At 54.7% G+C, this 21,257-nt stretch carries 17 protein-coding genes; 11 read left to right on the top strand and 6 right to left on the bottom strand.

Features of this window, described 5'->3' with window-relative positions; all coding sequences use genetic code 11:
- Nucleotides 1-142 precede the first annotated feature (142 nt).
- The 4 genes from HV213_RS14200 (at nucleotide 143) to HV213_RS14185 (ending at nucleotide 2,202) form a co-directional block, all read left to right on the top strand.
- Nucleotides 143-580 (top strand): VOC family protein, encoded by a 438-nt coding sequence (locus tag HV213_RS14200; protein WP_181486158.1) that lies wholly within the window; start codon nucleotides 143-145, stop codon nucleotides 578-580.
- A 107-nt stretch (nucleotides 581-687) separates the two neighbouring features.
- On the top strand, nucleotides 688-1,506 hold the full coding sequence (gene ppk2, locus HV213_RS14195) for a polyphosphate kinase 2 (protein WP_181486157.1): 819 nt from the start codon (nucleotides 688-690) through the stop codon (nucleotides 1,504-1,506).
- A gap of 199 nt (nucleotides 1,507-1,705) precedes the next feature.
- On the top strand, nucleotides 1,706-1,879 hold the full coding sequence (locus tag HV213_RS14190; protein WP_181486156.1) for a type II toxin-antitoxin system CcdA family antitoxin: 174 nt from the start codon (nucleotides 1,706-1,708) through the stop codon (nucleotides 1,877-1,879).
- The gene (locus tag HV213_RS14185; protein WP_181486155.1) at nucleotides 1,879-2,202 is read left to right on the top strand and encodes a CcdB family protein; all 324 of its coding nucleotides are present in this window, start codon (nucleotides 1,879-1,881) and stop codon (nucleotides 2,200-2,202) included. Before HV213_RS14190 ends, HV213_RS14185 begins: the two co-directional genes overlap by 1 nt.
- Before the next feature lie 42 nt (nucleotides 2,203-2,244).
- Here HV213_RS14185 and fdnI read toward each other — a convergent pair whose 3' ends face one another.
- From fdnI to fdnG, 3 genes are read right to left on the bottom strand one after another with little or no spacing between them, the layout of a single operon-like run.
- On the bottom strand, nucleotides 2,245-2,901 hold the full coding sequence (gene fdnI / locus HV213_RS14180) for a formate dehydrogenase-N subunit gamma (protein WP_181486416.1): 657 nt from the start codon (nucleotides 2,899-2,901) through the stop codon (nucleotides 2,245-2,247).
- The gene (gene fdxH, locus HV213_RS14175; protein WP_181486154.1) at nucleotides 2,894-3,778 is read right to left on the bottom strand and encodes a formate dehydrogenase subunit beta; all 885 of its coding nucleotides are present in this window, start codon (nucleotides 3,776-3,778) and stop codon (nucleotides 2,894-2,896) included. The genes fdnI and fdxH overlap by 8 nt, the downstream gene beginning before the upstream one ends.
- A gap of 11 nt (nucleotides 3,779-3,789) precedes the next feature.
- Nucleotides 3,790-6,837, bottom strand: coding sequence for a formate dehydrogenase-N subunit alpha (fdnG, locus tag HV213_RS14170; RefSeq protein ID WP_181486153.1), 3,048 nt, complete (start codon nucleotides 6,835-6,837; stop codon nucleotides 3,790-3,792).
- Nucleotides 6,838-7,208: 371 nt separating this feature from the next.
- Here fdnG and yddG point away from each other — a divergent pair, with 371 nt between their 5' ends.
- The gene (gene yddG / locus HV213_RS14165) at nucleotides 7,209-8,087 is read left to right on the top strand and encodes an aromatic amino acid DMT transporter YddG (protein WP_181486152.1); all 879 of its coding nucleotides are present in this window, start codon (nucleotides 7,209-7,211) and stop codon (nucleotides 8,085-8,087) included.
- Nucleotides 8,088-8,128: 41 nt separating this feature from the next.
- Here the strand turns inward: yddG and HV213_RS33250 are convergent, their stop codons facing one another.
- A complete protein-coding gene (locus tag HV213_RS33250; RefSeq protein ID WP_228288613.1) occupies nucleotides 8,129-9,409 on the bottom strand; it encodes a lysozyme inhibitor LprI family protein in 1,281 nt (426 codons plus the stop codon).
- Nucleotides 9,410-9,577: 168 nt separating this feature from the next.
- Nucleotides 9,578-11,068 carry an MFS transporter gene (locus tag HV213_RS14155; RefSeq protein WP_181486151.1) on the bottom strand — a complete coding sequence of 497 codons (1,491 nt, stop codon included), beginning with the start codon at nucleotides 11,066-11,068 and terminating at the stop codon, nucleotides 9,578-9,580.
- A gap of 119 nt (nucleotides 11,069-11,187) precedes the next feature.
- Here HV213_RS14155 and HV213_RS14150 point away from each other — a divergent pair, with 119 nt between their 5' ends.
- The 6 genes from HV213_RS14150 (at nucleotide 11,188) to narI (ending at nucleotide 20,131) form a co-directional block, all read left to right on the top strand.
- The gene (locus HV213_RS14150; RefSeq protein WP_181486150.1) at nucleotides 11,188-11,763 is read left to right on the top strand and encodes a TetR family transcriptional regulator; all 576 of its coding nucleotides are present in this window, start codon (nucleotides 11,188-11,190) and stop codon (nucleotides 11,761-11,763) included.
- 188 nt (nucleotides 11,764-11,951) lie between these two features.
- Nucleotides 11,952-13,340 (top strand): NarK family nitrate/nitrite MFS transporter, encoded by a 1,389-nt coding sequence (locus HV213_RS14145; RefSeq protein WP_181486149.1) that lies wholly within the window; start codon nucleotides 11,952-11,954, stop codon nucleotides 13,338-13,340.
- A 137-nt stretch (nucleotides 13,341-13,477) separates the two neighbouring features.
- Nucleotides 13,478-17,218, top strand: a complete 3,741-nt coding sequence (locus tag HV213_RS14140; protein ID WP_181486148.1) for a nitrate reductase subunit alpha — start codon at nucleotides 13,478-13,480, stop codon at nucleotides 17,216-17,218.
- Nucleotides 17,215-18,759: a nitrate reductase subunit beta gene (gene narH / locus HV213_RS14135; RefSeq protein WP_181486147.1), complete on the top strand. Its 1,545-nt coding sequence runs from the start codon at nucleotides 17,215-17,217 to the stop codon at nucleotides 18,757-18,759. The genes HV213_RS14140 and narH overlap by 4 nt, the downstream gene beginning before the upstream one ends.
- Nucleotides 18,759-19,454, top strand: a complete 696-nt coding sequence (gene narW, locus HV213_RS14130) for a nitrate reductase molybdenum cofactor assembly chaperone (RefSeq protein WP_181486146.1) — start codon at nucleotides 18,759-18,761, stop codon at nucleotides 19,452-19,454. Before narH ends, narW begins: the two co-directional genes overlap by 1 nt.
- Nucleotides 19,451-20,131, top strand: a complete 681-nt coding sequence (gene narI / locus HV213_RS14125; RefSeq protein ID WP_110276573.1) for a respiratory nitrate reductase subunit gamma — start codon at nucleotides 19,451-19,453, stop codon at nucleotides 20,129-20,131. The genes narW and narI overlap by 4 nt, the downstream gene beginning before the upstream one ends.
- A 126-nt stretch (nucleotides 20,132-20,257) precedes the next feature.
- On the opposite strand, the gene HV213_RS14120 is transcribed toward narI, so the two are convergent.
- Nucleotides 20,258-21,220 (bottom strand): IS110 family RNA-guided transposase, encoded by a 963-nt coding sequence (locus tag HV213_RS14120; RefSeq protein ID WP_197975051.1) that lies wholly within the window; start codon nucleotides 21,218-21,220, stop codon nucleotides 20,258-20,260.
- Nucleotides 21,221-21,257: the final 37 nt, after the last annotated feature.

The raw sequence follows: 21,257 nt of genomic DNA, 5'->3' as shown, positions 1-21,257 counted from the left end.
GACGGGCCGCGTGAAAATGGTTTAAATACCAGCGACCCGCTATAAAAATCAGTGGGCTCAAACGGTTAAACGCCCCCTTGATCTCAACTTAACTTAAGGTTGTAGAGTGTCCTCCCTCAGCAATTCACAGAGTGAGAAAAGCATGCAACCTGTTGATGTCGGCTTCACCCATGTCGCTTTTACCGTTCGCTGCCTGGCAAGCAGCATTGATTTTTATACTCGTTATACCGCAATGACGGTTATCCACCAGCGCGAGCCTGACTTGCCCTCAGCGCGTAAGGTGGCATGGCTCAGCGACCGTACCCGCCCCTTCGCGCTGGTGTTGGTGCAGAGCGACCAACCGGCCGATACTCCGCTGGGTCCCTTCGGCCACCTCGGCGTCGCCTGCGCCACCCGGCAGGAGATTGACAACAAAGTCGTCGAGGCGCGACGCGAAGGCGTCTTACGCCGGGAACCTGAACAGGCGGGCGATCCGGTCGGGTATTTCGCCTTCTTCGCAGACCCTGACGGCAATACCCTCGAGCTTTCATGGGGGCAACAGGTCGGCCTTCAGGTCATCAATGGCGGGCTTCCTGCCTGAACGACGACACGGTCGCCCGGCCGTATCATAACGGGCAATATTTCCCGCCGCCTTGCCGCTCAACGATTACACTTCAAAGAGATATCACGGCAGCACGGAGAATCGAGATGGGTAAAAAAAACAGCGGCAAAGCGTCCGATACGGCCATGAAGGTCGCTCCGCTCGATAATAAAGAGTATGAAAAGGCATTGCGTCGGCTACACGTTGATCTGGTGAAGTTACAGCGCTGGGTGGTGCATAAAGGGCTGAAGGTGTGCATCGTCTTTGAAGGCCGCGACGGCGCCGGTAAAGGCGGTACAATCAAAGCGATAACCGAGCGAGTCAGTCCGCGAATTTTCCGCGTCGTCGCCTTACCTTCGCCAACCGAGCGCGAAAAGAGTCAGCTCTATTTCCAGCGCTATATCAAGCATCTACCCGCCGCTGGCGAGATTGTGATTTTCGACCGCAGTTGGTACAACCGCGCTGGCGTTGAACGCGTGATGGGGTTTTGTACCCCCGAAGAGGTGCAAAAGTTTCTCGAAGGCGCGCCAATGGTGGAGCGTGGCATGGTGGAGTCCGGGATCATCTTGCTTAAATACTGGCTGGAGGTAACCCCGCAAGAGCAAGAGCGCCGTCTGCGCGACCGGATCGACGACGGACGCAAAATCTGGAAGCTCTCGCCGATGGATATTAAGTCTTTCAACCGCTGGGACGACTATACCGAAGCCCGCGATGCGATGTTTGCCGCCACGGATACTGCCTGGGCGCCGTGGTTTGTTGCTCGCTCGGAGGATAAGAAACGCGTGCGCCTGAATATTATTACCCATTTGCTTTCACAAATACCCTATGAGTCTCTGCCCGTGGAACACGTTACCTTACCAAAACGCAAAATAGGCAAAGTCAAAGCAACCAATTTCCCCTTCCGCTTTATTGCTGAAAAATATTAATTTTTCCCTCACCTCTGCGCAGAGTTCTCCCTGTGCAGAGGGGTATTACGATAACCGTTAATATTTCATTCTGTTGCTTTACGCTGGAAGCCGTCTCGCAAAATAAAAAACAAAGTTAATAATAGCGTTTATTTCTAAGTTTGGTGGAGTGATAATAAGGCTATCAACAGAAAAGAGTCTATTAATGAAAAGCAACGCGATGAACAAAAAACAGGCCAATCAGCATATTGTAACGGTTAAGCAGCCCTATCAGCAGCAATCCATTGTTGATGCGGAAATCCGCCAGCAGAACCGGGAATTCATAAAAGCCATGAATGAATTTACCGCACGCGCCGGTTTACTGTCGGAAGACCCGTTTTTCGGAGGGATTTAATGGCCGCACAATTTGATGTTTATCGTAATCCATCCTCGAGGACAAATGAATTACTACCTTATCTTATGGTGATCCAACATGATTACTATGATGATTTATCGTCGAGGTTAATTCTTCCACTAAGTCATCATATGCACATGGCAGGTCATTATCACGCCGCCGCGCCACTAATAAACCTCGAGTTTCAGAAGCTATTCCTCAACACACCTGGAATAACCAGCGTGGCGAAACAGAGGTTGGATGAAAAGTATTTAGTCTGTAATTTACGTAAAGAAAGAACCACCGTCATTTCCGCAATTGATGCGCTCATCACTAACACGTAGACCCGCTCCGTAATCACCGGAGCGGGGAACCATAGCTAAGGCTTACTTCAGCCCTTCACGACTTTCTTTCTTCGCTTCCATACGCTCCACGTCGCGATACCAGCGCGGGTGATGCTTCTTCGCCCAGCGGCGGCTCACCTTCCCTTCGATCATTCCTTTAATCGATCCTTTAACCCAGAATGCCATATACATATGGATCAGAATCGCATGGATAAGAATAATCGCCGAGGTCGCGTGAATCAGCAGGCTATAGCGAATCACCTGAATCGGGAAATAGTGGGCAAAATAAGGCCGCCAGATAATCACCCCGGTCACCAGCAGGACAAAAATCATGCTCATAATGGTCCAGAACATCATTTTCTGCCCGGCGTTATATTTCCCCACCCGCGCTACTTTATGTTCGTTGCCCTTCAGTACCTCGACAATTCCCTTCAGCCACGGAATATCCTGTTTATCGGGGATATTGTGATGGACGAAACGCACGAACATAAACATCAGGGCGACGAAAATCAGCACGCCAAAGAACGGATGCAGAATACGTCCCATCTGCGGCGTACCGAAGGTTTCGGTCAGCCATTGCAGGGTCGGGAAGAAAAACGAAATTCCCGATAGCGAGACCAGAAAGAAGCAAATCACCACCGTCCAGTGACAGGCGCGGTCGATAAACTTCGTGCGCACAATCATTTTCGATTTACTCATCATGCTCCTCCTCATCGTCATCCACTTCCTTGTTCGGCCCAATCCCGATGTAGTGATAAATCAGCCCGGCAAAGGTGGCGACAAAACCGATGGCGGAAAGCGGCTTCAACGCCCCTTTCCACAGATTGATAGAGGTATCGATCTGCGGCTCTTTCGGCAGGTTATGGTACAACTCCGGCCGATCGGCATGATGCAGTACGTACATCACATGCGTACCCCCGACGCCCGGCGGGTTGTAAACGCCAGCGTGCGGATAGCCGCGTTTCTTCAGCTTTTCTACCCGCTCATGCGCCACTTCCAGCATCTCTTTCTTGGTGCCGAAATGGATAGCACCGGTTGGGCAAGTCTTCACACAGGCCGGTTCCTGGCCGACGCTGACCCGGTCAACGCACAGCGTGCATTTATAGACCCGGTTATCCTCTTTGTTGAGGCGCGGGACGTTAAATGGACACCCTGCGATGCAGTAGCCGCAGCCGATGCAGTTCTCCTGCTGGAAGTCGACGATACCGTTAGCGTACTGAATAATCGCCCCGGCAGACGGGCAAGCCTTCAGGCAGCCCGGATCCTCACAGTGCATACAGCCATCTTTACGAATCAGCCACTCCAGCTTGCCGTTCTGCTCGGTTTCGCTAAAACGCATCACCGTCCAGGACTTAGCGCTGAGATCGGCGGGGTTATCGTAAACCCCGACGCAGTGCCCAACGTCATCGCGGATATCGTTCCACTCGGAACAGGCCACCTGGCAGGCTTTGCAGCCCACGCAGGAGGAGACATCAATCAGCTTTGCCACTTCCGCCTTAAAATCCCGCGCGCGCGGCGCGGGCGTGATCGGGTTGGTGGCGGAGCGTTTAATGATGTCCTGAGTTTCCATCGCCATTCATTCGCTCCTTACGCTTTCTCGATGTTGACCAGAAACGCCTTGTACTCCGGCGTTTGCGAGTTGGAATCACCCACGTTCGGCGTCAGGGTATTGGCGATGTAACCTTTGCGGGCCACGCCTTCAAAACCCCAGTGCAGCGGGATCCCGACGGTTTCCACCTGCTGACCATTAACGTTGAGCGTTTGCAGACGGCGGGTTACCACGGCCACCGCGCGAATAAAGCCGCGCTTGCTGCTGACCGTCACCCGATCGCCATTGGCAATCCCCTTCGCGCTCGCCAGACCTTCGCTGATTTCGACAAACTGTTCTGGCTGCGCAATCGAATTGAGCAGCGCATGCTTAGTCCAGGTATGGAAATGCTCGGTCAGACGATAAGTGGTACCGACGTACGGGAACTTGTCCTTCTTACCTAAACGCAGGGCATCTTCTTCATACAAGCGCACCACCGGACTGGAGATGACGTTCGGATGCAGCGGGTTGGTACCCAGCGGCGTTTCCATCGGCTCGTAGTGCTCAGGGAACGGCCCTTCAGCCAGCTTATCCAGCGCAAACAGGCGGCCAAGACCTTCCTGCTGCATGATAAACGGCCCGGTTTTACTGCCCGGCGGCGCGGTATTGAAGTCCGGAATATCATTCCCGACCCACTTGCTACCGTTCCACTGGATCAGCATCCGTTTCGCATCCCACGGTTTACCGTTGATATCCGCCGAGGCGCGGTTATACAGCACGCGGCGGTTGAGCGGCCACGCCCATGCCCAGCCCAGCGTATTGCCAAGCCCTGACGGGTCAGCGTTATCGCGGTTGGCCATCTGGTTGCCCTGTTCGGTCCAGCTCCCGGTGTAGATCCAGCAAGACGAAGCGGTGCTACCGTCATCACGCAGCAGCGCGAAGCTGTTCAGCAGTTGGCCTTTCTTCGCCAGCAGCACACCGTTGGCGTCGTATAGATCTTCCAGTGCATAGCCGTTGTTCTCTTTGGCGATCTCTTCCGACTCCGGATGATCCGGCTGTTTGTAGTTCCAGCCCATCTTCAGCAGCGGTTCGACGCCTTTGCCGCCTTCAGTGCGATACATCTCACGCAGACGGTGGTAAATACCGGCCAGAATTTCGCCGTCGTTACGCGCTTCGCCCGGCGCATCCTGACCTTTCCAGTGCCACTGCAACCAGCGCCCGGAGTTGGCGATCGAGCCATCTTCTTCGGCAAAGCAGGTGGACGGCAGACGGAATACTTCAGTCTGAATCGCGGCGGAATCGACGTCGTTAGACTCGCCGTGGTTTTGCCAGAAGGTCGATGTTTCGGTGACCAGCGGATCGATAACCACCATGTACTTCAGTTTGCTCAGACTGCGGACAACTTTGTTTTTGTCCGGGAACGAAGCCACCGGGTTAAAACCCTGGCAGATATAGCCGGTGACTTTGCCGTTATCCATCATATTGAAATACTTGATAACGTCGTAAGCCTGGTCCCACTTAGGTAACCAGTTAAAGCCCCAGTCGTTCTCTTTCTGCGCCGCGTCGCCATAGAAGGATTTCATCAGGCTGACGAAGAACTTCGGATAGTTGCTCCAGTAGTTCACCTGATCGGCAAGCGTTGCTTTTGGTGTATTCGCCGCCAGGTAGCTTTGCAGGCTCGTCTGTTTTTCAGATGGCAGCGTCAGATAACCAGTCAGACTGGTCGAGAGCAGACCTAAGTCGGTTAATCCCTGGATATTGGAGTGACCACGCAGCGCGTTCACGCCGCCGCCCGCCATGCCCATATTGCCAAGCAGCAGCTGGATCATCGCCATGGTGCGGATGTTCTGCGCCCCAACGGTATGCTGCGTCCAGCCCAGCGCGTACAGGAAGGTGGTGGTTCTGTCCGCTGCGCTGGTAGAGGCCAGCACTTCGCACACTTTGAGGAAATCGGCTTTCGGCGTGCCGCAGATGTTCTCCACCACCTCTGGCGTATAGCGGGAAACGTGCTGTTTCAGCAGGTTCCACACGCAGCGAGGATGTTGCAGAGTTTCATCGCGCATGGCGTAGCCGTTTTCGTCGAACTGATAGTTCCACGAAGATTTATCGTACTGACGTTTTTCAGCATCGTAGCCGCTGAACAGGCCATCCTCAAAACCGAAATCTTCACGAATCAGCAGGTTAGCGTTGGTGTAGTGTTTAACGTACTCCGCATTGATTTTGTTATTTTGAATCAGGTACAGCAGAACGCCCGACAGGAAAGTAATGTCGGTACCAGAGCGAATCGGCGCATAGATATCAGCCACCGACGCCGTGCGCGTAAAGCGCGGGTCGACGACGATAAGCGTCGCATCGTTGTTGTTTTTTGCTTCCATCGCCCAGCGGAATCCCACCGGATGGGCTTCAGCGGCGTTACCGCCCATCACCACCACGACGTTAGCGTTTTTGATATCAACCCAGTGGTTGGTCATCGCACCGCGACCAAATGTTGGAGCAAGACTTGCTACCGTTGGTCCGTGTCAGACGCGCGCCTGGTTATCTACCGCCAGCATGCCGAGAGATCGCACAAACTTCTGCGTCAGCATACCGGTCTCATTACTGGCCGCCGAGGCGCACAGCATCCCGGTGGAGAGCCAACGATTCACCGGGACGCCCTGTTCGTTTTTCTCGATAAAGTTGGCGTCGCGGTCGGCTTTCATCAGTTTAGCGATGCGGGTAAATGCCTCATCCCAGGAGATACGCTGCCATTTATCTGAACCCGGCGCACGGTATTGCGGATAGCGCAGACGGTTTTCGCTATGGACGTAGTCCAGCAGACCCGCGCCTTTCGGGCATAGCGCACCGCGGCTAACCGGGTGATCGGAGTCCCCTTCAATATGGTAAATCGATTCTTTCGCGTTTTTCGCGCCGTCGCCCAGGCTATACATTAATAGCCCGCAGCCCACGGAACAGTATGTGCAGGTGTTGCGGATCTCTTTCGCACGCAGCAATTTATAGTTGCGCGCCTGAGCCAGCGCCATTTTGGGTGCAAAACCCAATGCAGCAACTGTTGTTCCGGCCATACCGCCTGCGCAGATTTTAAAAAACTTTCTGCGGCTGACGTCCATTATTCCCCTCCATGCGGGATGTTCTGGGCCTATCCCAGTAGGCGTAATTGTTGAAGTCAGTTTGGCGTTGGACTGCGCGCAGAAACCGGAGCGTACACAGAGTACGTGAGGATTTTGAGCACTGCCCAGCGACAAAATGGCGAATAAAATAGCCTAATGGGATAGGTTCTTATTCATCGTGGAGGGAAACTAACAGTAATCCCCCTGTTTTATTTGCGTCAAATCAATGTCCAAAACGCATGCCCCCTTAATAGTCAGGAACGTCGAAATTCATTACCCCATTAGTATTAAGCGTTAAGTAAAATATCCCCCTGAAGCCAATAAAAAGTGTTATAAAACCCGACTGCATTTGAAGCAATATCAGGTTAAATATGGAAAAGAAGAGAGCTACGCTGATTGGATTCGCCGCCATTATTCTCTGGAGTACGATGGTCGGGTTGATACGCGGCGTTAGTGAAGGGCTTGGCCCGGTGGGCGGCGCGGCGATGATCTACAGTCTGAGCGGTATTTTGCTGATCTTTACCGTCGGCTTCCCGCAAATACGCCAAATCCCCCGTCCCTACTTACTGGCAGGTAGCCTGCTGTTCGTCAGCTATGAAATTTGCCTGGCGCTGTCGGTAGGATTAGCCGGAACCCGCCAGCAGGCGATTGAAGTAGGAATGGTCAATTACCTGTGGCCCAGCCTGACGATTTTATTCGCCATCTTGTTTAACGGGCAAAAAAGCAGCTGGCTGGTGATCCCCGGATTGTTACTGGCGTTATTTGGCGTTACCTGGGTATTAGGCGGTGAGCACGGTCTGAATATCGATGAAATAATCAGCAACGTAGTCTCCAGTCCACTGAGCTATATTCTGGCCTTTGTCGGCGCGTTTATCTGGGCGGCCTACTGCACGGTCACCGCCAAATACGCAAAAGGCAAAAACGGCATTACTCTGTTTGTCCTGCTCACCGCCCTGACCCTGTGGCTGAAATTCCTGTTCAGCGAGCAGCCACCGATGGTCTTTAGCTGGCCGGTGATCATTAAACTTATCACCCTTTCGATCGCGCTGGGGTTGGGCTATGCGGCGTGGAACGTCGGGATCCTGCACGGTAATGTTAGCCTTTTGGCTGCGGCTTCTTACTTTACCCCGGTACTCTCGTCGGCGTTGGCGGCGGTCCTGCTGAGCGCCGCGCTGTCGTGGTCATTCTGGCAGGGTGCCGGGATGGTGTGCATCGGGTCCCTGCTCTGCTGGCAGGCGACCCGGCGCTAAGCTGCCCGTGGCGGCGGATATCTTTCGCCGCCATCGGGACTTTATTTTTTAGCGATATAAATCTCGTAATGGTGCTTTTTATCTCGTTCCGAATAAGAGCGGTATGAGGCAACGACCATATCCTCATCGTTATAATTCAGATAGTAAGGCTGCAACATCCCTTCCACCGGTAATATACGCTGAGTGGTTTTATTTTTAATGTCTGTTTTCCAGATGCAGGCATAACCGCCGTCGTTATCAAAATAAAATGAATTCTCATCGCCCCAGGCATAGTTGCGCATATATCCGAAATCATTACCCTTTGAAGTATCCCCCTGCGCCAGAAATACATTAATCCCCTGATCCGGCCTGTCTGCCGGGAAATAGAACATCCCTTCGTCATAATCATCGCGCGACGCCAGGCGCCATTTCCCATCCGGAGACGCTACCCGACTGGTGCACTCCTGAGTTTCGCAGTAGCCCACCCATGCCTCTTTTTTTAAGCTTGCCTCGCTGCGCGTGGTGCTCTGCGTTTTTTCCACCTTGCCACTGGTGGGATCAAGAGTGTAAGTCTCTACCGTATAATCGGTGCTATCGACCAGCTCTGGATCGGGGCGTTGAAGAATGGAATAGACGATACTATCCGTACTGCCGGGGTCGTATTTAATCATCACATCGTCACGGTATGAATATTCGTAATGAGCAACAATCAGTGACTTCCAGCCGTTTTCAACGCGAATAATATTGTTTACCTGCTTATCGTTCTCTCTTCCGGAGACAAGAAAATAGATAACCAGATCACCGTTCACCACTCTGTGCGTCAGCACTCGCCAGTCAGAGTCATCCAGTTTATAATTCCGTGATGAGATAACCCATTCTGGTACGATTACCTTAACCCGCCAGCGATCCTCGGTAATGGTAAAACCGTTTTTATTTTGCAAATTCTGCGCCATGGGCGGGTCGAGCAAATCGCCATCACGATCAAAAACGTCATCGACGTTCCGAAAAGGTAAAATCGCGGTTAAGTCTTTATTTCTGGCAACATACTTTTCTTTTATACAAGAAATATCATCCCCACACTGATTTCTTTCTTTCACCCATTGGCGCTGTTCCCTGAACAATGTGCCGTGATTAATGCTATTATTAAGTGCCGAAGTAAAAAACAGGTTTAAAACATTATCCACACTTGAAAGATAAGTATCATTACATATCGTTAATTCTGTCTTATTAAGATTTTGAGCTGAACAATCAAACCCTGCAGCATATACCGGAAGCGATGCTATAAATAACCCAGCACCGCAGGTTAACTTTTTTGCGTTACGACTAAAGCACGTCAGTATCATTGTGAATTCCTTTTACCTTTCTCTGCCACTTTCTCATACGGTATCCGGAACATTAATTAACATACTCAGGTGGTAAACGACAGCACAACGCATCTCCACATAGAAGAATCAGAAAAAATAAAGAAGATTGGATGAATAAAAGCCGGAGAATAACTCCGGCAAAAGAAATTAATTCAATTCCGGCGCTTTCGCCAGGCTGCGCCAGATACCTGCCGTCAGCAGTAAAAGCAGGACGCCGGCCGTCGCCAGCACGATGCTGTGCGAGCTGATAAACGCCGTCTTCGCCGCCTCAATCAGACTTTGCGCCGGAATGGCGGGCATCGACTGCGCCAGCTTAATCGCCTCGCTAATCGATGATGACGCCTGCTCTGCCGCCGCGCCGTCCACGCCCGTCGGCAGAATAATTGACGACGTGTAGCTACGAGTCAGGATCAGGCCAAATAGCGCAATCCCCAGGCCTGCACCCAGCTCGTAGGCCATGGTTTCAATGGCTCCTGCCGCTGCGGCTTTCTCCTTCGGCGCGGCAGCCATAATCGCTGAGCTGGAGGCGAGCAACGCGCTGGCGACGCTGAAGCCCAGCAGCGTCATCAGCCCCCAGGCCTGCCACTGCTGAGTGCTGAAATCGGTCATCGACAGGCCGAGGAAGCTCAGGGCGCTCAGCAACATGCCGCCGGTCGCCACCTCGCGCAGCCCTAATCGTGACACCAGCATCCCGGCAATCGGCCCGCTAAACCCGCTCGCTACCATCACTGGCAGCATAAATAACCCGGCCTCAAAAGGCGTTTTGTTATGCACAAACTGGAGTTCCTGCGCCATCAGCAGCTCGAAACCGACCAGGGTGATCAGCGCCGTCATCGCCATCATCACACCACTTAAAATAATGCGGTGGGTAAACAGACGCATATCGACCATTGGGCGTGCCGCCGAGAGCTGTTTACGCACAAACCAGGTCAGCATCGCTGCGCCAGCAATCGCCACCAGCCCGGTTATCCACAGCGCCATTTGCCCTTTCAGCGCCGTTTTGGCGCTAAATACCAGCATCAATATGGCGGCAATAAGGATCAACGCCTGGAATAAATTGAGCGGTTGTTCGCGCCGCGCAGGCTGGCGTGGGACCACTTTGGCATTAATCGCCATCACCACCAGCACAATCGGTACGTTGATCAGGAATACCGAGCCCCAATAGAAATGCTCCAGCAGCATGCCGCCAACCAGCGGGCCAAATGCCGCACCGCCGGAACCGACCGCCGCCCACAGGCCGAGCGCCATGTTACGATGGCGGGCTTCCGAAAAGGTGCTACGGATCCCGGCGAGCGTTGCCGGGACGATCATCGCGGCCCCTACCGCTAACAGCGCGCGGGAAGCAATGAGCGTCGCTGCCGTGGGTGAAAACGCCGCCGCCAGCGATGCCGCGCCAAAAATACCGCTACCGAGCAGCAGCAGCCGTTTGAAGCCGATTTTATCGCCCAGCGCGCCCATCGGCAGCACCATACCGGCCATCACCAGCGAATAGATATCAATAATCCACAGCAGCTCATTGCCGCTGGTTCCCAGCGCCACGCTTAGCGTCGGCGCAGCCACGTGCAGTACCGTGGCGTCAATCGCCACCGGAATATAAACCAACAAAATCGCCATCAGCGTCAACCATTGCCGAGACATACTACTTTTCCTCAATGTTGAAATTGGACATTTGTCCAGGATGGCGATCCTGCCGCAATGTTGAACGAGTGTCCAACTTTTTGTTACTATCGCCAAAAAAACAGGGGTCACGGAACGTTATGAGCTATTTAAATCGCGATGCGCGTCGGGAAGTCATTGTTCTGGCAGCCATGCGCGTGGCGCTAAGAGGCGGACTGGGCGCGATGACCGTCCGCCAGATAGCGGCTGAGGCTGGCGTTGCCGCCGGGCAGTTGCATCACCACTTCACTTCCACTGGCGAATTAAAAGCCCATACCTTTGTGCGCCTGATCCGAGAAATGCTCGATATGCCGCTGGTCAGCAATGATGCCAGCTGGCGCGAGCGCCTGTTTTCAATGGTCGGGAGCGATGACGGCAGGCTTGAGCCCTATATTCGCTTATGGCGCGAAGCACAGCTGCTGGCCGACAGCGACAGCGATATCAAAGGCGCATACCTGTTAACCATGAGCATGTGGCATGAAGAGACGCTGAAGATTATCCTGGGCGGAATCGAGGCGGGTGAGTTTCAGCCCAAGGACAACGCGGAAAGTATCGCCTGGCGGCTGATCGCCCTGGTCTGCGGCCTCGATGGTATTTACGCGTTGGGGATGCAGGAAATTGATGATGCCACCTTCAACCGTTATATAAACCATTATATATCGATGGAGTTATTTTAATTCAACGTTACATTCTGTAACAAATAATCCCCCCCGATTATTCGCGCGTCTTCTTATGACGCGCTTTTCTTATCTATTCTTCAATCATTACAACGGATAAAAAAACCACCTCTGCATACAGTATTTTCTTAATTTACTGTTTTTACTTATTTATTCTTTTCACTGAATACTGTTCATTCGAGGGCAATATGTCGACAGAAAATGAGAAGAAGAATCATTACCTTTTAAAAGAGTGGAAACCAGAAAACGCGGCATTCTGGGAAAATAAGGGCAAGAAAATAGCGCGGAGGAATCTTTGCATTTCCGTGGCTTGTCTGCTACTCGCCTTTTGCGTGTGGATGTTATTTAGTGCCGTCGCGGTCAATCTCAATAAAGTCGGATTTAATTTCACCACCGATCAACTCTTTTTATTAACCGCCCTGCCTTCACTTTCCGGAGCAATATTACGCGTACCCTACTCCTTTATGGTGCCTATATTTGGCGGGCGCTACTGGACAGTATTAAGCACGATTATTCTGGTGGTGCCCTGCATCTGGCTGGGAATTGCTATTCAAAATACCGCTACTCCATTTTGGGTATTTATCACCATTGCCCTGCTGTGCGGTTTTGCTGGTGCCAACTTTGCTTCCAGCATGGGAAATATCAGCTTTTTCTTTCCCAAAGCCAAACAGGGCAGCGCGCTGGGGGTGAACGGCGGGCTCGGCAACCTCGGCGTCAGCGTGATGCAGATGATTGCTCCGGCGGTGATCTTCCTGCCGATATTCGCGTTCCTCGGCGTTCACGGAGTTCCCCAGGAAGATGGCTCCATCCTCGCGCTAAGCAACGCGGCTATTATCTGGGTACCGCTGCTGGTCATCGCCACCATTGCTGCCTGGGTGGGCATGAACGATATCGCCAGCTCAAAGGCTTCGGTTCGCGATCAGCTCCCGGTCCTGAAGCGCCCGCATATGTGGCTGTTAAGCCTGTTATATCTGGCGACGTTTGGTTCTTTTATCGGCTTTTCTGCCGGCTTTGCAATGCTGGCGAAAACGCAGTTTCCGGACGTCAATATTCTTAAGCTGGCCTTCTTCGGACCCTTTATCGGCGCGCTGGCGCGTTCATTCGGCGGCATTATCTCCGACCGTCTCGGCGGCGTCCGGGTCACCCTGATCAACTTTATCCTGATGGCGCTATTTACCGGCCTGCTGTTCCTCACCCTGCCTGGCTCCGGTTCCGGCAGCTTCCTCGCCTTTTACGTGGTGTTTATGGGGCTGTTTCTGACCGCCGGTCTCGGCAGCGGCTCCACCTTCCAGATGATCGCCGTAATTTTCCGTCAGATCACTATCGAGAGCGTTAAGAAGCGCGGCGGCAGCGACGAACAGGCCCAGCATGAAGCGGTGACCGATACCGCGGCGGCGCTCGGGTTTATCTCGGCCATCGGCGCGATTGGCGGCTTCTTTATCCCGAAAGCCTTCGGTACGTCGCTGGCGATGACCGGCTCTCCGGTCGGGGCGATGAAAGTGTTCTTTGTCTTCTACGTCGTGTGTGTGCTGGTGACGTGGTTGGTCTATGGCCGACGCACACCGGCAAAAAAATAACGAGAAATTTGCCGGATGGCGGCTAACGCCTTATCCGGCCTACGGGATCGAGCGATCTTGTAGGCCGGATAAGATGCGCAAGCATCGCCATCCGGCAATGGCACGATGCCGTACATTATCGAAGCAGGAGAAATGTCATGAGTAAACTACTGGATCGCTTTCGCTACTTTAAGCAGAAAGGCGAGACCTTTGCCAACGGTCACGGTCAGGTGTACAACACCAACCGCGACTGGGAAGATAGCTACCGTCAGCGCTGGCAGTTCGACAAGATTGTCCGCTCAACGCACGGCGTAAACTGTACGGGCTCATGCAGCTGGAAGATTTACGTTAAGAACGGGCTGGTCACCTGGGAAACTCAGCAAACCGACTACCCACGCACCCGCCCGGACCTGCCCAACCACGAACCCCGCGGCTGCCCGCGTGGTGCAAGCTACTCCTGGTATCTTTACAGCGCTAACCGCCTGAAGTATCCGCTGGCGCGCAAGCGGCTGATCGAGCTATGGCGCGAGGCGCTGGCTCAGCATCCGGATCCGGTGCTGGCCTGGGACAGTATCATGCAGGACCCGGTCAAAACCCTCAGCTACAAACAGGTGCGCGGTAAAGGGGGGTTTATCCGCTCCAGCTGGAAAGAACTGAACCAGCTGATTGCCGCCGCCAACGTCTGGACGATTAAAAACTACGGCCCGGACCGCGTCGCTGGCTTCTCGCCGATCCCGGCGATGTCGATGGTCTCTTACGCCGCCGGTACCCGTTACCTGTCGCTGCTTGGCGGCACCTGCCTGAGCTTCTACGACTGGTATTGCGATCTGCCTCCCGCATCGCCAATGACCTGGGGCGAGCAAACCGATGTCCCGGAATCCGCCGACTGGTACAACTCCAGCTACATTATCGCCTGGGGTTCCAACGTCCCGCAGACCCGCACGCCGGACGCCCACTTCTTTACCGAAGTCCGTTACAAGGGCACAAAAACCATCGCCATTACCCCGGATTATTCGGAAGTCGCCAAGCTTTGCGATCAGTGGCTGGCCCCAAAACAGGGTACCGACAGCGCGCTGGCAATGGCGATGGGGCACGTGATCCTTAAAGCGTTTCACCTTGATAACCCCAGCGATTACTTCCTCAACTATTGTCGCACCTATACCGATATGCCGATGCTGGTGATGCTCGACCCGCGCGAAGATGGTAGCTACGTGCCGGGGCGTATGGTACGGGCTTCCGATCTGGTTGACGGGCTGGGCGAAAGCAACAATCCGGAATGGAAAACCGTGGCGTATAACAGCGCAGGCGAGCTGGTCGCGCCTAACGGTTCAATTGGCTTCCGCTGGGGTGAAAAAGGTAAATGGAATCTTGAGCAGCGGGCTGCCGGGCAAGAGACCGAATTAACGTTGTCGCTGCTGGACAGCCGCGATAGCGTCGTTTCGGTTGGTTTCCCCTACTTCGGCGGTAACGAAAATCCGCACTTTCGTAGCGTCAAACAAGATCCAGTGACGATTCATCAGCTCCCGGTCAAACAGCTGCCATTGGCCAATGGCGAAACTGGCTTGGTAGTGAGCGTTTATGACCTGATCCTCGCCAACTACGGACTCGATCGCGGCTTAGAGGACGCCAACGCGGCAAAAGATTTTGCTGAAGTGAAAGCCTATACCCCGGCGTGGGCCGAGCAGATCACCGGCGTACCGCGCCAACATATCGAGCAGATCGCCCTGGAATTCGCCGATACCGCACATAAAACCCACGGTCGCTCGATGATTATCCTCGGAGCCGGTGTCAACCACTGGTATCACATGGATATGAACTACCGCGGGATGATCAATATGCTGGTGTTCTGCGGCTGCGTTGGTCAGAGCGGCGGCGGCTGGTCGCACTACGTCGGCCAGGAGAAGCTGCGCCCGCAAACCGGCTGGCTACCGCTGGCGTTCGCCCTCGACTGGAACCGCCCGCCGCGCCAGATGAACAGCACTTCTTATTTCTACAATCACGCCTGCCAGTGGCGCTATGAAAAACTTACCGCCCAGGAATTGTTATCGCCGCTGGCGGACGCCAGCAAATTTAGCGGTCACTTGATCGACTTTAACGTGCGCGCCGAGCGTATGGGCTGGCTCCCCTCTGCGCCGCAGCTGGGCGTCAACCCGCTCACCATCAAACAGCAGGCCGCCGCCGCAGGTCTTTCCCCGGCCGACTTTACCGCTCAGGCGCTAAAGTCCGGCGATATTCGCTTTGCCTGCGAGCAGCCGGATAACGGCAAAAACCACCCGCGCAACCTATTTATCTGGCGCTCTAACCTGCTGGGCTCCTCCGGCAAGGGCCACGAGTACATGCTTAAATATCTGCTGGGTACCGACAGCGGGATTCAGGGCGATGAGCTGGGAGCAACCGATGACGTGAAGCCCGAAGAGGTGGAGTGGCAGACCGCCGCCATCGAGGGCAAGCTCGACCTGCTGGTGACCCTCGATTTTCGCATGTCCAGCACCTGCCTTTTCTCCGATATCGTCCTGCCGACCGCCACCTGGTACGAAAAAGACGATATGAACACCTCGGATATGCATCCGTTTATCCACCCGCTCTCCGCCGCCGTTGACCCGGCGTGGGAGGCGAAAAGTGACTGGGAAATCTATAAAGATATCGCCAAAACCTTCTCCGAAGTCTGCATCGGTCATCTCGACAAAGAGACCGATGTGGTGCTGGTGCCGCTGCAGCACGACTCCCCGGCGGAGCTGTCGCAACCCTTTGACGTACTCGACTGGCGCAAGGGCGAATGCGATTTAATCCCCGGAAAAACCGCCCCGTCGATTGCCGTCGTTGAACGTGACTATCCGGCCACCTACGAGCGTTTCACCTCTCTCGGCCCGCTGCTCGACAAGCTGGGCAACGGCGGCAAAGGCATTTCGTGGAACACCCAGAGCGAGGTCGATTTCCTCGGCAAGCTTAACTACGTCAAGCTCGATGGCCCGGCGAAAGGCCGTCCGCGCATTGATAGCGCCATTGACGCCTCGGAAGTCATCCTCTCTCTCGCCCCGGAAACCAACGGTCAGGTGGCGGTGAAAGCCTGGCAGGCGCTCGGCGAATTTACCGGGCGTGAACATACCCATCTGGCGCTGAATAAAGAGGATGAAAAAATCCGCTTTCGCGATATTCAGGCCCAGCCGCGCAAGATTATCTCCAGCCCGACCTGGTCAGGCCTGGAAAGCGAGCATGTTTCATATAACGCCAGCTACACCAACGTTCATGAACTGATCCCCTGGCGTACGCTGTCCGGTCGCCAGCAGCTGTATCAGGATCATCCCTGGATGCGCGCCTTTGGTGAAAGCCTGGTGGCCTATCGCCCGCCAATCGACACCCGAAGCGTCAGCCATATGAAGGAGATCCCCCCTAACGGATTCCCGGAGAAAGCGCTTAACTTCCTGACGCCGCACCAGAAATGGGGCATCCACTCCACCTACAGTGAAAACCTGCTGATGCTGACCTTGTCGCGCGGCGGGCCGATTGTATGGATTAGCGAAACCGACGCCAAAGAGCTGGGCATTGAGGATAACGACTGGATTGAAGCCTTTAACGCCAACGGTGCGCTCACCGCCCGTGCGGTAGTCAGCCAGCGCGTACCGCCGGGCATGACCATGATGTATCACGCTCAGGAACGCCTGATGAATATTCCAGGCTCGGAAGTCACCGGGCGGCGCGGCGGGATCCATAACTCGGTCACCCGCGTGTGTCCGAAACCGACGCATATGATCGGCGGCTATGCCCAACTGGCCTACGGTTTTAACTATTACGGCACCGTCGGCTCCAACCGCGATGAGTTCATCATGATCCGCAAAATGAAAAATATTGACTGGCTGGATGACGAAGGTCGCGATCAGGTACAGGAGGCGAAAAAATGAAAATACGCTCACAGGTCGGCATGGTTCTTAATCTCGACAAATGCATCGGCTGCCACACCTGCTCGGTTACCTGCAAGAACGTCTGGAGCAGCCGTGAAGGGATGGAATACGCGTGGTTTAACAACGTCGAAACCAAGCCCGGCATCGGCTATCCGAAAAACTGGGAAGATCAGGAGGCATGGCAAGGCGGTTGGGTTCGCAGCATTACCGGCAAGCTCACTCCGCGTCTCGGCAACCGTGTCGGCGTACTGTCTAAAATCTTTGCCAACCCGCTGATTCCGGGCATTGACGACTATTACGAACCGTTCACCTACGACTACCAACACCTGCACAATGCGGCTGAAGGTAAACATCTGCCCACCGCCCGCCCGCGTTCGCTGATCAGCGGCCAGCGTATGAACAAGATTGAATGGGGCCCGAACTGGGAAGAGCTGCTCGGCGGCGAGTTTGAAAAGCGTGCCCACGACCAGAACTTTGCCGCAATGCAAAAGGAGATGTACGGTCAGTTCGAAAACACCTTCATGATGTATCTGCCGCGCCTGTGCGAACACTGTCTCAACCCAAGCTGTATCGCCACCTGCCCGAGCGGCGCCATCTACAAGCGTGAAGAAGACGGTATCGTACTGATCGACCAGGACAAATGCCGCGGCTGGCGACTGTGCATCAGCGGCTGTCCGTACAAAAAAATCTACTTTAACTGGAAAAGCGGCAAGTCGGAGAAATGCATCTTCTGCTACCCGCGTATCGAATCCGGACAACCGACGGTCTGCTCCGAAACCTGCGTCGGGCGCATCCGTTACCTCGGGGTGCTGCTGTATGACGCGGACCGCATCGAAGAAGCGGCCAGCACCGAACATGAAACCGATCTCTACGAACGCCAGTGCGACGTGTTCCTTGATCCGCACGACCCGGCGGTGATCGAAGAGGCGTTGAAGCAAGGCATTCCGCATAACGTGATTGACGCAGCGCAGAAATCCCCGGTCTACAAGCTGGCGATGGACTGGAAGCTGGCCCTGCCGCTGCATCCGGAATACCGCACCCTGCCGATGGTCTGGTACGTGCCGCCGCTGTCGCCGATTCAGTCGGTGGCCGACGCCGGCGGCCTGCCGAACAACGGCAATATTCTCCCGGCGGTAGAAAGCCTGCGCATTCCGGTGCAATACCTCGCCAATCTGCTCAGTGCGGGCGATACAGGCCCGGTGCTGCGTGCCCTGAAACGCATGATGGCGATGCGCCACTACAAACGCTCCCAGACAGTGGAAGGCGTCACCGATACCCGCGCCATCGAAGAAGTCGGCTTAAGCGTGGAACAGGTTGAAGACATGTACCGCTATCTGGCGATAGCCAACTACGAAGACCGCTTTGTGATCCCGACCAGCCACCGCGAAATGGCGGAAGACGCTTTCCCGGAGAAAAACGGCTGCGGCTTCACCTTCGGCGATGGCTGCCATGGGTCGGATACCAAGTTCAACCTCTTCAACAGTCGGCGCATCGACGCCATTGACATCGGTGGCGTGCGCAAACACGGGGAGGGAGAATAATGCAGATCCTCAAAGTCATCGGCCTGCTGCTGGAGTATCCGGACGAGGTGCTGTGGGAGAACAGTGAGGAGGCGCTGACGCTGGTCAGCGCCGATGCTCCGGCGCTGCTGCCTTTCGTCGGGCCGCTGCTGGCGGCGAAGCTCCTCGACCGACAGGCCGAATGGTGCGAAGTGTTCGAGCGCGGGCGTGCTACTTCGCTGCTGCTGTTCGAACACGTCCACGCCGAATCCCGCGATCGCGGCCAGGCGATGGTTGATTTAATGGGCCAGTATGAACAGGCCGGTTTGCAGCTAAGCAGCCGTGAACTGCCGGACCACCTGCCGCTCTATCTGGAGTATCTGAGCATCTTACCGGAGAACGAAGCCCGCGAAGGCATACAGAACGTCGCGCCGATTCTGGCGCTGCTCGGCGGACGGCTTAAGCAAAGGGAGTGCGAATACTATCGGCTGTTTGACGAACTGCTGTCGCTGGCTGATAGTCAGTTAAATAGTGACAGTGTCACGAAGCAGGTGGCGGGAGAAAAGCGTGACGATACCCGCCAGGCGCTGGATGCAGTGTGGGAAGAGGAGCAGGTGAAGTTTATCGAAGATAACGCCACCGCCTGCGACAGCTCCCCAATGCAGTCTTATCAACGACGCTTTAGCCAGGACGTGGCACCGCAGTATGTCGACGTCCGTGCCGGAGGCCCGAAATGATACAGTACCTTAACGTCTTCTTTTACGATATTTACCCCTATCTCTGCGGCACGGTTTTCCTTATCGGCAGTTGGCTGCGCTACGATTACGGACAGTACACCTGGCGCGCCTCGTCAAGCCAGATGCTGGATAAGCGCGGGATGGTGCTTTGGTCGAACCTGTTCCATATCGGCATTCTCGGGATCTTCTTCGGCCATCTCTTCGGCATGTTGACGCCACACTGGGTCTACTCATGGTTCCTGCCGATGTCGCAGAAGCAGCTGATGGCGATGATCCTTGGCGGGGTTTGCGGTGTGCTGACGTTGGTCGGCGGTATCGGGCTGCTGGTTCGTCGTCTGACGAATCCGCGCATTCGCGCCACCTCCACTACCGCGGATATCCTGATTCTGAGCATTCTGCTGATTCAGTGCGCGCTCGGCCTGACGACGATTCCGTTCTCCGCGCAGCACCCGGACGGTAGCGAAATGCTAAAACTGGTGGACTGGGCGCAGGCGGTCGTGACTTTCCACGGCGGCGCGTCGGCGCATCTTGACGGCGTGGCGTGGATTTATCGTGTCCATTTGGTGCTTGGGATGACCATCTTCCTGATATTTCCCTTCACCCGCCTGGTTCACGTCTGGAGCGCCCCGGTGGAGTATTTCACCCGCCGCTATCAGGTGGTACGTTCAAGGCGTTGAGCCTTTCCCCTCACCCCGACCCTCTCCCCAAATGCGGGGAGAGGGAGAAAGGCAGACCGGCGCAGAACTCAAACTCCGCACCGTACGATCCCCTCTCCCTTCCAGGGAGAGATACCGTCTTGCCGGTTATCCTGCAAGTGGTATTTCAGCGTTAAATTCATGCCCGGATTTCACCACACCATAAGCCAGCTGCAGTAATTTCCTCATTCCTGCACACACTCGCTCTTTCCCTGTCTTACCCCGGGCTGCAAGCCTTTCCATCAGGTTTTTCACCACCTTATTGCATCTTCCTGCCACTACCGCTGGCATATACAGTGCGCTACGCAGCTCTGCATGGCCCACTTTCGACAGCCTGCTTTTCCCTTTCCACATCCCTGACTCACAACGACGAGGATTCAAACCAGCATACGCCACCAGTGCCTTGCTGTTGCTGAACCGTCGCAGATTTCCTGCGAACGCCAGCAGGCTCACACTCAGCATGTCTCCTATTCCGGGGATACTTTTCAGTAGCTCCCGGTCCCGCTTCAGGTCTGGGTTATCATCGATATGCCGGTTGATTTTATTGCGGGTTTCTTCAATCAGCTCATCCAGCATCGTAACGTGTTCATTCAGGGAAGGAACGATGACTTCATCTGCTGCCTCAAGGCGGTTCATCTCCATCTGACGCATCTCTTCCAGGTTACGCAGGTGGCGTACCAGAGCCGTCAGTTGTCGTTCGCTCAGCGGCGCAGGATGCCAGGGGGCCGGCTGATACAGAGCGCAGTAGCGCGCTATCAGCGCCGCGTCGCTTTTGTCCGTTTTATTGCGGGTCAGTTCAGTGTTTGCGAACGCATGGATACGTGCCGGGTTTTCAAGGCTGACGCAGCAGCCATTATCGGCCAGCAGGGTGGCCAGTTCAGTGCTGTAGCAACCTGTTGCCTCCATGCAGACATGACAGTGACCAAAACGCGCCAGCCAGTTCAGAAATTCGCGGCATCCGGCTGGGGTATTGGCGAATTTTTTGGTTTTGTACTTCTGGTTTGGCAGCAGGACAGCAACGTCGAATTTGAGTTTGGCGATATCAACGCCGACAGGGACAAGATTCATCATGGTACTCCGTAACCTTATGAATATTATCGCCGGACCA

Source organism: Klebsiella sp. RHBSTW-00484 (genome assembly GCF_013705725.1).
GTDB lineage: Bacteria > Pseudomonadota > Gammaproteobacteria > Enterobacterales > Enterobacteriaceae > Klebsiella.
The sequence above is the reverse complement of the archived record's forward strand: the minus strand, read 5'-3'. Positions and strand labels throughout refer to the sequence as shown.